A 14,718-nucleotide genomic window follows, 5' to 3' on the forward strand; every position below is an offset into this window, starting at 1 on the left:
ACAACGGCGAAGACGGACGCAGGGGCGTCCTCGGTACCGGCTGGACTCACGACTACATGGAGACCCTCACGGCCGTTCCGGAGGAGGACCGGTACGTCTGGCGGGACGGCCAGGGAGGCCGGCTGGTCTTGTACCGGAACGGCGAGGTCCACACCCCGGAGCATGCCTCCTATCCCGCCCTGACGAAGAACGCCGACGGGACCTTCGATCTCTTTTCCCGGGACCTGACCCACCGCCTGTTCGACGCCTCCGGCAGGCTCACGGCCATCCTGGACCGGAACGGCAACGCCGTCACCCTGACGTATGATGCGGGAAAGAATCTGGTGGCTGTCACCGACCCGGCGGGCCGGAAGATTGCCTTCGAGTATGATGCCGCCGGCCTCCTGGGGATGGTCACCGATCCCAACGGCAACACCTACGCCTTTACCTACGCTGGCGACACCCTGACCGGGATCGCGACTTCCAGGCCCTCGGGTGCGCACTTCTGGGGATTTGCATATGACGATCAGGGCTTCCTGGTAGCGAAGACGGACCCCCGGGGGTACGAGACCCGGTACACCTACGATGAGAACCGCCGCCTCGTCGGGACGACGGATCCCGAGGGAAAGAGCCAGGCGATCCGGTACGATCCGGAATCCTCTCTCTCCACCCTGACGGAGAAGGACGGGGGGACCTGGACGTTCCGGTACGACCCCGTTCTCGGCGTCCTCCTGGAGAAGACGGACCCCCTGGGCCACACGACCCGCTACGGCTATGACGGGAACCGGAACTTGGTCCAACAGACCGAGCCCGACGGGAGCGAGAGCGTCTACACCTACGACGGCTACGGCAACCTCTCCTCGGTCACGGACCCCCTGGGGAAGACGACAAGCTTCGCCTACAACGGCCAGGGCCAGGTCACGTCAATCACGGACCCCCTGGGGAATGCCACCTCTTACGGCTACGACGACCGGGGGAACCTCCTCTCCATCACCGATCCGTCCGATGCCGCCACCCGGTATGCCTATGACGACCGAGGCAACATCACCGCCATCACCGACGCCCTGGGGCGGAACTTGACACTCCGCTATGATGTTTCGGGCAATCTCATCTCCGTCACGGACCCGGAGAAGAACACCGCTACCCTGAGCTACGACAGCCTGGGCAACCGGGTCCGGATGAAGGACGCCCTGGGGAACGCCACTACGTTTAACTTCGACAGCCTGAACCGGCTCATCCGGATCGCCGATCCCCTGGGGCACGTCACCCGCCTCACCCGGGATGCCGCCGGGAACCCCCTGACGGTCACCGACCCCAACGGCCACGCCACGGGCTACACCTACAGCTACCGGGACCGGGTGACCGGGATCACCGACGCCCTGGGGCAGCATACGGCCCTGACCTACGGCGGGTCGTCCTGCCCCTCCTGCGGCGGCGGGGCGGACCGGCTGACGGCGGTGACGGACGCGAAGGGACAGACCACGACCTTCGAATACGACCGGGTGGGGAGGATGACGAAAGAGACGGATCCCCTGGGGAACGCCACCTCTTATGCTTACGACGCCCGGGGAAACCTCGCCGCCCTGACCCGTCCCGACGGGCGGACCATTGCCTACCGGTATGACGGGAACGGGAGGCTGATCGAAAAGGTCTTCTCCGACGGCTCGACCGCCGCCTTCCGGTATGACGACGCGGGGAACCTGGTCTACGCCGGGAACCGGCACATCGCCTACCAGTTCACCTACGATGTAAACCGCCGTGTTACGGAGGTCGTTGATTCCGAGGGCCGGCGGATCCGCTATGCCTACGACGCCCTGGGGAACCGGACCCGGATGGACACGCCGGAGGGGAAGGCCGTCTCCTACACGTATGACCTCAACGGCCGCCTCACCGGGATCGGGACGGCAAACGAAGAGGAGACTGGCCCGGAGAGCGGCGGCGTGAACGATGCAGACCGTGGAGCTTACCGCTTCACCTACGACGCAGCGGGGAGGAGGACCCTGCTGGCCCGGCCGAGTGGGACAGCCACAACCTACCGCTACGATGCCGGGAGCCGCCTGCTGACGGTCCTCCCCACCGGGACAGGGCCGGCAGGACCCTCGACACCGTCGGCTATGCCCACGACAGGGCCGGCAACCGGGTCACCCGGGAGGAGAAGGACAGGACCGTCTCCTACGGCTATGACGCCGTGGACCGCCTGACGGAGGCATCCCCCAAGCCGAAATCCGCAAAGGGGATCCTGGGGAGGCTCCTCGAGGAGATTGCGAAGAAGCTGAAGGAAGGCTATGAGTACGACGCCGTGGGGAACCGGGTCCGGGGCCCCGGAAAGAAAGACAGCCAGGCCCATGACGCGGGGAACCGGCTCCTGGAGGACCGGGATCACCGCTACGAGTATGATGCCAACGGCAACCTCGTCCGAAAGACTGGAACGGGTCCCCTTGGTGCCGTCACCACCTACCGCTACGACGACGAGAACTACCTGACCGGGGTGGAAACAACCCTGGGTCCCCTCACCACGGAGATCGAGTATCGAGTACGCCTACGATCCCTTCGGGAGGCGGATCGCGAAAACAGTCAAACGGGAGATCGAGCTGGGAGACCGGGAGTTCAGCATCCCGGCGCCCCGGACGGTCCGGTACGTCTACGACAGCGAGGACGTGATCCTGGAGTACGTGAGGCACGGAGACAGGGAGGCGCGCACGGCCTCCTACCTCCATGGCCCCGGGATCGACGAGCCCCTGGCGGTGGAGAGGCGTCGGCCCCCGCTCTTCGGGAACGGCGGGTTTGAGACTTACAATTACCTGGCTGACGGACTGGGCTCCATCACCGGCCTGGCCGATTCCAAAGGCCGGCTGGTCCAGCGGTACGAGTACGACTCCTTCGGGAACCCGGGGGCGATCCATCCGCTGATCAACCAGCCCTATGCCTTCACCGGCCGGGAGTACGACCCCGAGACGGGGCTGTACTACTACCGGGCAAGATATTACGATCCCAAGGCGGGACGGTTCATCACAAGGGACCCGATCGGCTTCGCCGGGGGGGATGTGAACCTGTTTTCATATGTCTGGAACGGGCCTGCCACTCATGTCGATCCCTTTGGTCTGGCGGGCGACGGGCAGAAGGCATTTGACGAGTACTACAACAACCCGGCGAACTGGATCACCGGCGGCCTGGGACCTTATATACAAGTGTCGAAGGGGCACAGTGATTTCTATGCAAGTGACCGGTTCGACTGGACGAAGGAGGATAGAGGCTTAACTGCCCCTGAGCTTCCGTGGATAGGGACCTATTGGCACTTCCGTAGTCTTCATGAAACGGTAGGCGACATTTTGGATGCCATTGCGAAATGCAATAAAGATTCATTTGAAAGGGCTATACACGATATGCATGATGTCACCTTTCATTATGATAAAGGGTATCGATGGTGGACTCTCGGGCACTTGAAAGAATTCCCAACCCCTTACGACCCAGATAATGATTTGGCTGCTTGGAATAAGTCTCAGAAGAGAACTCTATATTTTGTGAATATGTGGAACAATAAATGTGGGTGTAAATAAATACTAACATAATTGTGCTTGGATAGCGAAAGGATTAGGAAGATGCAACTAAAAAAGAATTATCCTTGGATATTCTGGTCCATTTTGATTACCCCTCCACTTGCGTTCCTATCTCTAACATCTGTTCTTGGGGAAGGAACGAGGGGGGGCTTCTTTCTGCAATTGTTTTTCCCTTATACATATCTTTTTTTCAATATTGACTATTCAATTCTTATAGGGTTCTTCCTATACATCTTCTACGGAATAATCATAACGATAGCGGAGAAATATGGAAGAAAAAAGGAAGCCATTAGAATTATTGTTATATCGCATGTATCATCGCTATTGTTTTGCATCTTTTTAACTAGATAACTATAACCTTATAGAAATCCTGAACGTCATTTCCGTGATTTATCTGTATCAGAACGCGATGTTTCTGCAGCCATAGCAATATGCAATAAGGACTTATTCCAAAGGGCGATGCATCGACGTCAAGATTATTTCTCCCACTATGCGAAAGGCTACCGTTGGGCACCCTTCCGAATCCTGAAAAATCTTGGTTTTGGACATATCTTTGATTTTAATGCACCGGATGAAGATGTTCGCGCGTGGCAACTGGCACAGAAATGGACAAATAAGGGTTGGCTAAAGCAATGGAACATAAATTGTAACTGCAAGAAAAGATGAGAGGCAGTCGATGAATAAGCAAAAACGTCTAGCCCGTATAGTATTCTTCGTTGTTTTAACATTTGTGATTTCATTTTCAATGAGTGGAAAGAGTTTTGCGAAGGACATTCAATACACCGTTACAAAAAGAACCGACGGCGGATACACACTAAAAATTGTATGTAAAAAGAGGATTTGGAAACCAATCACAGCAGAAGGCTTTTTCCCGGTACAGGAAACAAATCACGAGATCGATTTTATTGGAAGAGGAGAAGATTTGTCTTACCGGGCCAGACCCGGTTATTACTATTCGCTGAACAAGATAGAGAGTAAATCCAAGTCTTGGGACCTTGGTTACGCATGGGTCGATCCGGAGCGAAAGTATCTATATCTGAACCTTTATTGGATTAAGGTTCCCGATGATCTGGCGCCCATAAATGCCAATGGCCGCTATCGGTTGGATGAAAAAGTAGATTGAAAGTATGGATTTAAACTGCTCAATTTCAAAGACATATGCATCAAGGTCAGGATTATTTCGTTCATTAACGAAAAAACCTTGGCAGAAAATGGTACTATCTGATTCCTGACCCTAATAATGACAACAATTCTTGGAATGATGCACACTTAGGGACAATAAAATCGGTAAAGAAATGGAAGGCAAAATGCGGTTATTGCGAAAAGTGATATTCTTGTTCATTGGCTTTGCAATTGCAGAGATACTTTACAAGTATCTATTTATGAATATTTTCGGCGGATTGCTTTCCAATGTGGATGTTCCAGGAAGCAGTCTTATCATTCTTTCACTATATATAGTTAGGCCAATATGTATTCTGGCCGGAAGTGTTGTCACTGGTTATAACTTAAACATGGTGTACGATGAAACATATTGGGGGAAATATGTTTATAATCCAGGCATACTAGTTTCACTTATTATGTTAATTGATTTAATAACGCCTATCTATAACTATGGTTTTGGTAAATTGGCACATCGAATGGATGATATCATGGGATGGCTTATATGTTCATTAATCTATGTAATAGTGTCATCATTTGGAGTTTATTGCGGAAATAAAATGAGGATGAGAAAGAATGGTATAATAAAAAATTAAATACATGACTAAGAATTCCAGATTTTCCATAAGTATTAACGCAGAGGCATTTCATGGACGCTTATGACAGCATCATGGACATTCGAAGCGCCATAAACATTTGTCACAAAAATAAATTTGAAAGGGCGGGACATCGGCTTCAAGACTATCCGTTTCATGCAAAGAAAGGGTATGGAAAAATTTGGGGGCATTTATTCGCTATATCAAATCCGGATAATGACCCTGCTGCTTGGGAATGGTCAAATAAAATGACAAAGATGTTTGTCGACGAGTGGAATAAGAAATGTGGCTGTAGAAAATGATTGTTCACCAATACAAGGTTATCGCTGAAATGGATTACATAAATAAATCAAAACTATTCAAAATTCAGTATCCCTGTATTTATAAGTCTATTGTTTGGATGCCGACTCTGTTCCTGTTGGTATTTCTGACTGCTGGGGCAGGTCATGGAACATACTTCTTTTTCAAACTGGTTTACCCGTACACGATGCTATCGGCTCTTCACTTTGGAGAGATGCAGCCAACAATCATTGTTGCTGGAATATTTCAGTATGTATTTTACGGACTCTTGCTTACATATGTTAAAAGTGTAAATCAGTTCAAATTTATGTCCATCATGCTTTTTGCAGTTCATTTTTTCTCTTTTTGGTTATGTTTATATATTTTCAGAGATTTTTAAAATGAAATGGCAAAAGATTGTGTGCATCCGGTTATAAAAAGCCATTCGATTGTTTGAAAAATGAGAAGACATGAAAACCATAACAAGGTTTAAGATACGCTATCCGTACCTTTATCGATCGTTCATATGGACACCGGTACTGATCTTTATAGCACTTGCGACAGCAGGAGGTGGCCATGGAACCTATCTTTTTTTTTACATTAATATTCCCGTTTTCCATATTGGTTCCCATCATCTTTTCTACAGAGGATAATAAGTGCTTCGATATTTTGATGTTGTCTCTTTTTGTCATGCCAGTTGTTTATGGCCTGATTCTGACTGTTGTTGAAAGACGTGGCTTCCCCGTGAAAGACGCCGCAATAATGATAGGGCTTGTGCACCTTGCAGCTGCTCTAATATGCAGAATAATGGCTGAAAAACTTTTTTTTGAAGGATAAAATACTCCTGGTGAAAGAAGAGCAGGATGGTTACTAGCATTTAGTCTATGAAAAACGGAATGTTATTCCAAAAAATTGTCATCTATTATGTGGCCGGCTGCTACCTCTTACTGTTGCTGACTCTTGGATTTATAGTGATGTATGGTGGAGGGGGGCACGGTCCTTTTGTTTATCCAGGCTGGTTTCTGACTATTCTCTTCTGCTTGGTATCGTTTCCGGCCTCACTTATTACGCTCTTTGGTTTTATGACCGGTGGTGATTCAGAGGTCATAATCACCCTTCTTGACATTTCGCCCTTCTTGAATGGAATGTTCATTGGTTGGTATCTCTACTTGAGAAAACGTCGGTAGGACGGCAGTCCCAATCCTTCGGGAACGGTGGGACTGAGACTTACGACCAGAATTCCTTAAATATCCATTTGTCCCCAACTATGTCCAACATATCTACATACAGCCATCATCCATCCTTTGCGGTCCTGAATTACGCCCTGTTGCCTCAACCGGACGAATAGCCGCTTCCAAGTAGGGCATGCTCCCGGCGGATCTTCTTCCCATACGGAGGATCCGCAAGGGGATTCTATTGCCTGAAACCGGCGGCGGGCAGGCTCATCCAATCGGTTGAGGGGCGGATCGCGGGCCGATCCTTTCGTTTCTGTCACGGAAAGGATTGGGTGAATGATTCCAGATCGTTATCGAATGTTTCTCGCGGCCCTTCTGCTGTCCGTCCTGGTGCTCGCCGTATACTTCAACGTGCAGCATTTCGATTTCATCCAAATGGACGATCCCCAGTACGTCGTGCAGAGCGACATCGTCACCGGAGGCCTGAGCTGGGACAGGATGCTAAAGGCTTTCTCGACGGTTCAGGTTGCGAACTGGCATCCTTTGACAACACTTTCCTTCATGTTGGACTACCAATTCTTTCGATTGAATGCCGCGGCATACCACTGGAACAACGTTCTTCTGCACCTGCTCGGCAGCCTCCTGCTTCTGGCTGCCCTGAACCGCATCACGAAGGCGTTCTGGCAGAGTTTCTTCGTTACGCTGCTTTTCTCCCTTCATCCCCTGCATGTGGAGTCGGTCGCCTGGATATCGGAGCGTAAGGACGTCCTGAGCGCCCTTTTCTGTTTCCTGACGATCTATGCCTACAGCCGATACACGGAGAAGCCCTCCATCGCGAACTATTCAGCGTTGATTCTGATTTATGCGGCCGGGCTGATGACGAAGCCCATGCTGGTCACGCTGCCATTCGTCTTGCTGCTCCTGGATTACTGGCCCCTGAAGCGTTTTGACATGAGCCTGACGAAGAAAAATCTTCATCTCGTCTATGAAAAGATTCCGCTCTTCGTCCTGTCCGCTGCCTCCTGCATCGTGACTTTCTGTGTCCAGAAAAGCAGCGAAGCCGTCGTCTCCGTGGATTTGATCTCCCTGCCGGCGCGAATTTCCAACGCCCTGATTTCCTATGCCAAGTACCTGGCGATGACGTTCCGGCCGGTCGATCTGGCCGTTTTCTATCCGCATCCGGGAATGCCGTCCCTCGAACAGCTGCTGCCGAGCATCGCCGTTCTGGTCCTGATCACGGCCGCCGTTCTGTTTCTTGCCTCCCGCTACCCGTATCTGTTTGTCGGCTGGTCCTGGTATCTGGGCACCCTGGTTCCCGTGATCGGCCTCGTGCAGGTCGGTGTCCAGGCCATGGCGGACCGTTATACGTATATTCCGCTGGTCGGTATCTTCATCATGATCGCCTGGGGGATCCCGGATCTCCTCAAAACGTGGCGCCATCGGGGCATTGCCATGGCAACGGCCGGCTCCGTCGTGCTCTCTGTCCTGGCGGTCCTTTCCTGGCGGCAGGTCCAGGTGTGGGAAAACAGCCACACGCTCTTCCGGCACGCCGTCGAGGTTACCCGTGAAAACTCCGTAGCCCACAGCAATCTGGCCTTTGCCTATGCCCGGCAGGGAGATATCGATAGGGCCATCCGGCATTTCGACCTGGCATCGAAAATGACGCCCCATTTTCCCGATACCCATAACAATCTTGGAGTTCTCCTGGCGCAGGTCGGGAAATACGAAGAGGCGATCCGGGCATTCCGGACAGCCTTGAACGAATATCCGGGCTACGAACTGGCCAGGAAGAACCTGAATGTCTCCCTTGACCTTCTGGCCAAAGAAAAGCGCAATTGAACGATGCCGCACCGGGCGTCCCGAACCTCCGGATCTTTTATTTCTTGAAGATCCCCGGAAAGATCGTTATTCTCCCGCCGACTGTGCGGAGGGGAAGACACAAACAGCGGGCACGCGGTCTCGATGTGAAAAGAGATTCCCTGTGCGCCGGGGATCCACCGGAACACCCGTACGGACATGCTAAAAAACCCGTAAACGAGACCGGAGGACCGCCTTCATTCCATGGAAATCCCCGAAAAAAACAACATGCCCTGGCGACGCTGGATTTTCCTTTCAGTGGGGCTTACGGTTCTGGTCGTCGGGCTCTTCGCGGCCTTCAACCTCTACACCGACACCTACGGAATCCGCTGGACGTACTGCGGCCTGATCCTGCGGGGAGAGGACCCGGCGGTGGTCCGGACGGGGATGGAGCTGAACCAGCATCTCTACAAGCCCGCTTACATCCTGGCCCACCCGGGGCGATTTGATTCACTTCTCTTCGGCTCCTCCCGGGCGGGGGCGATCGACGTGGCCTCGATTCCCGGGGGGCGCTATTACAACATGAACTACGCCGCGGGCCTTCCGGCCGAGCACCTGGAGATCCTGAAGGTTCTGCTCGCCAGGGGGGTCCGCGTCCGGAACGTCGCGGTGGCCCTGGACGAGTTTTCTTTCCGGATTCGCCCGGAGGATCACCGGAAGGAGCTTCTTCGGATTCCCCACCCGCTTGTCACGGGGGAGTCCTGGCTCCGCCTCTTTGGCCGGTATTTTCTCCGGGTGCCCGAGGGGTTCGAGGTGACCGGCGCGGGACGGAAGCTCAGGGGGAAGACGAGGATCCATCCCTTCGAGATGGACAACCGGGGCATGATGCGCATCTGGGGATCCTTCGAGGAGCAGGTCGGGAAGGACCCCGAGGCCTACCGGCGGTCCCCCGTGTTCCGGGAGGAGTCGCCTTCCTACCCCGGCCTTTACATCCCCGAAACAATCGCCGTCCTCCGGGAGATGTCCGACTTGTCCAGGAAATACGGTTTCCGCCTGATCCTGTTCATCAATCCCATCCATTGGCGGGTCTACCTGAAGAACGCCGACGACCTCCAGACCTTCAAGCGGGAACTGGTGAAGGTCTCCCCTTTCTACGACTTCAGCGGACTCAACGCGGTCACGACGGACAACCTGAACTACTACGAGACGTCCCACTACCGCTACGGGATCGGGGACCGGATTGTGGAGCGTATCTTCGGATCCGGTGCGGCGGGATCTGCCGGGGACTTCGGACGATACGTCACGGAAGAAAACGTGGAGGACGTCCTGGCCCGGGAGCGGGACGAAACGGCCCGGTTCCTGGCGTCGCACCCGGAGGCGCGAGCCTCAGCGGTCCAGCCCCAGAAAAACAATCCTCAAGGGCTTGTATCGCCGCAATAGAAGGAGGGACAGGGCCAGGGACAGGAAAAAGCCCGCCCCCGCTGAAGTCAGGTATAGCGTCCATCCCCGCCCGACGCCCGTCAAAAACAGGGCGTGGCTCACGTAGATATCCAGCGTCAACGTTCCCAGCCGGCAAAGCGTCGTATGGATCCGGCTTCTTTCCGCCGACTGCAGAACGAAGGCCGCCATACCGATTCCGGAGAAGGCGACGAGGTCCTTGTAGACTGAAGCGACGAGCCGGGCCGGACCCGCGGCTCCGAGAAAATCCACGAGCCACGGATAGAACCGGGGCAGCTCGTTCTGGCGCCAGAAGGGCGCCAGGAGCGGAAACAGGACAGCCGCCGCAATCGGCAACCGATTCCACGAGGGGGACAGGGCGGACCGGTATTTCGAGACCAGAAAACCGGCGGCGTAGAAGATCAGGTGGTGCTGGACCTCCGGGACGGCCAGCCAGTCCGTCCGGATCAGGCGGACGGCAAAGACCGCCAGGATCACCGCCGCGTCCTCCCATTTTTCCAAGCTAGCCCTCCGCATTCCCCGGATCGTCAGGAAGAGGATGCCGCTGGCCAGGAAGAGAACCCAGAGGAACCACAGGCCGACGGCCGGGGCGTGGAGAAGCTCGATGTACGATCCGGCGAGGCTCTCCGATGCATAGCTTCCCCGAACGGCGTAGTAGACGGCATGCCAGGCGAGAAAGGGAACGACCAGGCGGCGGAACTGCCGCCCCAGGTAGGCTGACGCCGGCCGGTCGAGGGACCGGGGCAGGACCCAGCCGCTGAGGAAGAAGAACAGCGGCATCGTGAAGGAAAAGACGAAGATGAACAGGGGGTTGTCGCGGAACCGCGGGTCGTGGGCCAGGACGGCGTGCCCGAAGACAACAAGCAGAATCCCGGCGCCCTTCATGGCGTCTATGAGGCGGTCGCGGTTTCCCTCCGGGTAGGGCGGCATGGCGAACAGGGACCGGAGGCCGGCGGCGATGGAACGGTCCCCGCCTTTCCGCTTCCCGGGGCTTCCGGAGCGTTCAGCCATGGTTTCGGATCTCCTCGAGGACGGTCCGGTAGCGGTCTCTCTTCCGCTTCGTTTCTTCCTTCCCTGGTGACAAAAGGGTTGAGAGCCCCAGCGTCCAGAGGCGCCAGCGGGCCTGGAGATCCTGGAGGCGTCGGATCCGCGCGACCGATTCGGGCCGGTAATGCTTCCGGTAGAAGAGGTACTCGGCCCGGACTTTCCGCCGGACGACGTCCGCCGAGGGCGAGTCCTGCTCGCTCCCGCCGCCGGCGTGAAAGATCACCGCGTCGTCGATGAAGCCGATCTCCCGCCCCGCCCGCCGGATCCGCAGGCAGAGATCCTGGTCCTCCCCATAGAGGAAAAAGCCTTCGTCGAATCCCCCGAGACTCCGGATCAGGTCCGCCGGGGCGAACATGGCCGCTCCCAGGACGGCGGCAATCCGGCCGGGCAGGTTCGCCAGTTCCCCACGGGTATGCCGCTCGCCGGGATAGCGAAGGGAAACCGACTCCTGGGGCGTTCCGTCGGGATTGATCATCCGGGCTCCCGCCAGGCCCACAGCCGGGTGGGTGTCAAGGTAGGCGATCCCGGCGATCAGGGCGCCGGGCCGGACCTCGGTGTCGGGATTGAGGTAGAGCAGGCAGCGCCCCCGGCACAGCGGCAGGGCCTGGTTGTTCGCCGCGGCGAATCCCCGGTTCTCCGCATTCCGGATGAGACGGACTTGCGGGAAGTCCCGCTCCACCATGTCCGCACTGCCGTCCCGCGAGGCGTTGTCGACGACGAAGACCTCCTTGTCCGCCGGATCCGCCGCCAGGACGGAGGAAAGGCAGGGGCCGAGGAATTGCAGCGTATTGTAAGTGACGATGATGACGGAGAGTTCCATTGCATGCATCCTTAACGGACCGGGCGGATACCGTCAAGGGGGATTGAGCGGGAGCATGCGCCGGCTGATCCCGTTGTTGACTCTCCGCCTGAAAAGGGATAGCAGAGAAGCCCTTGAAAGATGGACCTGCACGGGAAAGGAAGGGGTATGTTCAGAAAAACGATCTCACCGAGAATATCCGAGACGAACGCGGCGCGGCACATCGGCCACAACGCGATCCCGGTCTGGCTGGAAGAGGGGTTCATCGAGATTTTGCGGCTCTTCAGCGACGACCCCACGGGGGATCCGGCCGTGGCCATGGTGAACCTGAATATCGATTTCCTGGGGGAAATTTTCTTCGGCACGGACGTGGAACTTACGACGGCCGTGAAGAAGCTCGGCAACACCAGCGTCGTTCTGCACCAGGAGATTTACCAGAAGGGCAAGCTCTGCGTGCGTGCGGCCGTGACCTTTGTCCACTTCGACTTCCAGACGAAGAAATCGAAACCGGTCTCGGAGGAGGCCCTCCGGAGACTCCGGGAGCACCTGGTTACGGAAAACTGAGCATGCGATTCGGCCGGCCCTACTCCGGCGGTCTTCAGACGTTCCGGGTATTCAGCAGCCGGCGGTAGTGCTCCGCCACCCGCGCCGCCGCCTTTTCCCAGGTGTGCTCCAGGGCCGTGCGTCGGGCCGCCTCGCCCATGCGCTCCCGCTCCCGGGGGTTGAGAAGGGTGCTCAGGATCGCCGCCACCTCGGCGGGCCGCTGGGGATCCTCGATGACGTAGCCGTTCTCCCCCGGGATCACGATGTCCCGGGCGCCGACGGTGCCGCTGACGGCCACGGGGAGACCCGCCGCCATGGCCTCCAGGACCACCATGCCGAAGGTGTCGAACGTGGAGAGCATGGCATAGACATCCGAGGCCAGGTAGACCTTCGCCAGTTCCTCCCTCGGTATCGGCCCGGTGAAGAGGACCCGGTCGTCAATGTCCAGCCTCTGGGCGATTCCGCGGTACTTCTTTTCGTTCCCCCGCCCCACCACCAAGAGCCGGAAGGGCTCCGTGGGCCGCCGGAGCTTGATCTCCGAGAGTCCGGCCATGATCCGGTCGAGGCCCTTGACCTCGAAGTTCATGGAGACGAAGAGAATGACCGGTTCTTTAAGGCCGATCTGCAGGTGCTGCCGCACGTCCCGGCGGCACTCCTCACGGTCCAGTCCCTCGTACATTCCCAGGTCCACCCCGGGATGGTGCACTTCGACCCTTGAGGGTTCCAGCCCGTATTCGTCGATGTAGAGTTTCCGGGTCAGCTCCGAGACGGCGAAGAACCCGGAACAGCGGTTCCCGGTGACGAGCTTCCGCTCCACCCAAGCGGTGGCCCGGTCGAAAAGGCTCATGAACGGCTTCTCCCGGACTCCGTAAACCCAGTAGCTGTGGGGTGTTCCGTGCATCGTGAAGAGGTCCGCCGCAAAAATCCTGTCGTGGGTGTGAATGAGGTCGATCCCCAGGGATTCCATCTCCTTCGCAGCGTAGAGGGCAAAGCTGGGGGTGACGAAGAACCGGGGGAAGGGAATGACGGAGACGCGGTGGAACGTCACATTGTCGGAGCGCCGCACCCACCGGTTGGCGAAGACGTGCATCTCCCACTCGGGGTTCAGGGCGAGCCGCTCCGTGAGCTCCGCCACAAAGCCCTCGGCGCCGCCCACCGTCCCGTACTTGGGAATGACCACGCCGATCCTCTTCCGCCGTTCCTTCATATGATTTCCCTTTCGCGGGCGTCCCCAGGCAGGCGGTCCGCGTCTTTCCACCCGTCAGCGGTCGTCGAACCGAACTTCTCGAAAGATCCGCTCCGAGGCCCTCCAGGTCCAGTGGGAATCGTCGGGGTGGTAGAGGTCAACGGTCCCCTTTTTCAGCTCGTCCCCGAGAATCCGCTTTGTGTCGATGAAACCGTAGTCCTTCGGCAGCTCCCGGAGCAGCTCGAAGAACCGGCTCTCAGGGTATTTCTTCTCTGCCAGGTATTCCCGGTAGAGGTTGTATTTATCCGGCGCGGGCATGAACATCAAGCGGATGTTTCGCTCTTTCAGCATCCCTGCCAGGCGGTTCATGTTTTCGTTCAGCTTCCCGACGGTGGCCTCGTTGGATTTCGGCAGGTCCAGGAGGTCGAAGGCGCCGAAGAGGAGAGTCCGGCCGTCGCCGGCCGAGAAAAGGGGCCGGTCGGTCTTTACCTTGTAGACCTTGGAGAAAAAGGCGTGATCCGAAACAGGGTAGAGCAGGCCGTAGAGGACGTATTTGAAGTTGCCGTCGTTGACGAAGCCGACGGCGGGAAGGGTCGTTTCGTAGTCATAGACCCGCCGGCGATAGTCCCGGTCGATCCTCTCCATGGGCTCCACGGCCTTGAAATCCATCTCCCGGGCGAAGCTCCCAATGCAGGCCCGTTCCACCGTTTCGATGAGGACGAAACGGGGCTTGACCCGGTCGAGCCAGCCGTTGTTGAGGAGATAGATCACCGTCTGGGCCGGGTCTTCCCGGTAGATGGGGATGTTCAGGACGTTCCGGCCCTGGAGGGAGGCGATGTAGTCCTGGTAGAAGGCGTTCCGGCCACGGCCGCCGCCGAAGGAGAAGGAGTCGCCCACCGTCAGGACGTCCACCCGTTCGCCCTTCCAGAGGCGGTAGTCGAAGTGCCGGCGCGGCAGATCGACATGGAAGCGCTTCGGGACGAGGACCTCCGTGATGTATCCGATCCGGGCGAGATCCCCGGGGCAGTAGCCGTTCCGGCAGGTCAGGAGGTCCCGCGTGGCGAGGTTCCAGACGATCACGTTGAAGGCCGCGACGGCCAGGAAGAAGGTGAGAAAATAGAGGAAGAAGCGCTTGCTTGTCATG

13 protein-coding genes are annotated in these 14,718 nt (G+C 56.8%); 9 read left to right on the top strand and 4 right to left on the bottom strand.

From position 1 onward, the window contains the following. The 8 genes from HPY65_16670 to HPY65_16705 form a co-directional block, all read left to right on the top strand. On the top strand, positions 1–2,180 hold a 2,180-nt coding region (locus tag HPY65_16670; protein ID NPU86112.1), incomplete at its 5' end, for an RHS repeat protein. A 456-nt stretch (positions 2,181–2,636) separates the two neighbouring features. Continuing rightward, on the top strand, positions 2,637–3,536 hold the full coding sequence (locus tag HPY65_16675; protein NPU86113.1) for an RHS repeat-associated core domain-containing protein: 900 nt from the start codon (positions 2,637–2,639) through the stop codon (positions 3,534–3,536). Between the two features lie 676 nt (positions 3,537–4,212). Then, entirely contained in the window at positions 4,213–4,659 is a 447-nt protein-coding gene (locus HPY65_16680) for a hypothetical protein (GenBank protein ID NPU86114.1), read from the top strand. A gap of 172 nt (positions 4,660–4,831) precedes the next feature. After that, complete coding sequence (locus tag HPY65_16685; protein NPU86115.1) at positions 4,832–5,290, top strand: hypothetical protein; 459 nt, start codon at positions 4,832–4,834, stop codon at positions 5,288–5,290. A 53-nt stretch (positions 5,291–5,343) separates the two neighbouring features. Further along, positions 5,344–5,592, top strand: coding sequence for a hypothetical protein (locus HPY65_16690; protein ID NPU86116.1), 249 nt, complete (start codon positions 5,344–5,346; stop codon positions 5,590–5,592). Between the two features lie 553 nt (positions 5,593–6,145). Beyond that, on the top strand, positions 6,146–6,406 hold the full coding sequence (locus HPY65_16695; GenBank protein ID NPU86117.1) for a hypothetical protein: 261 nt from the start codon (positions 6,146–6,148) through the stop codon (positions 6,404–6,406). 674 nt (positions 6,407–7,080) lie between these two features. Next, entirely contained in the window at positions 7,081–8,583 is a 1,503-nt protein-coding gene (locus tag HPY65_16700; protein NPU86118.1) for a tetratricopeptide repeat protein, read from the top strand. Between the two features lie 222 nt (positions 8,584–8,805). After that, a complete protein-coding gene (locus HPY65_16705; GenBank protein NPU86119.1) occupies positions 8,806–9,981 on the top strand; it encodes a hypothetical protein in 1,176 nt (391 codons plus the stop codon). On the opposite strand, the gene HPY65_16710 is transcribed toward HPY65_16705, so the two are convergent. Beyond that, a complete protein-coding gene (locus HPY65_16710; protein ID NPU86120.1) occupies positions 9,928–11,010 on the bottom strand; it encodes an acyltransferase family protein in 1,083 nt (360 codons plus the stop codon). The genes HPY65_16705 and HPY65_16710 overlap by 54 nt on opposite strands. Then, entirely contained in the window at positions 11,003–11,866 is an 864-nt protein-coding gene (locus HPY65_16715) for a glycosyltransferase family 2 protein (protein NPU86121.1), read from the bottom strand. Before HPY65_16715 ends, HPY65_16710 begins: the two co-directional genes overlap by 8 nt. Positions 11,867–12,013: 147 nt before the next feature. On the opposite strand from HPY65_16715, the gene HPY65_16720 reads away from it, so the two are divergent. After that, positions 12,014–12,409: an acyl-CoA thioesterase gene (locus HPY65_16720; GenBank protein ID NPU86122.1), complete on the top strand. Its 396-nt coding sequence runs from the start codon at positions 12,014–12,016 to the stop codon at positions 12,407–12,409. A gap of 34 nt (positions 12,410–12,443) precedes the next feature. Here the strand turns inward: HPY65_16720 and HPY65_16725 are convergent, their stop codons facing one another. Together HPY65_16725 and HPY65_16730 are read right to left on the bottom strand one after the other, a co-directional pair. Continuing rightward, the gene (locus HPY65_16725; GenBank protein ID NPU86123.1) at positions 12,444–13,595 is read right to left on the bottom strand and encodes a glycosyltransferase family 4 protein; all 1,152 of its coding nucleotides are present in this window, start codon (positions 13,593–13,595) and stop codon (positions 12,444–12,446) included. A gap of 54 nt (positions 13,596–13,649) precedes the next feature. Continuing rightward, positions 13,650–14,717, bottom strand: coding sequence for a hypothetical protein (locus HPY65_16730; protein NPU86124.1), 1,068 nt, complete (start codon positions 14,715–14,717; stop codon positions 13,650–13,652). Position 14,718: the final 1 nt, after the last annotated feature.

This window comes from Syntrophaceae bacterium (genome assembly GCA_013177825.1).
GTDB lineage: Bacteria > Desulfobacterota > Syntrophia > Syntrophales > PHBD01 > PHBD01.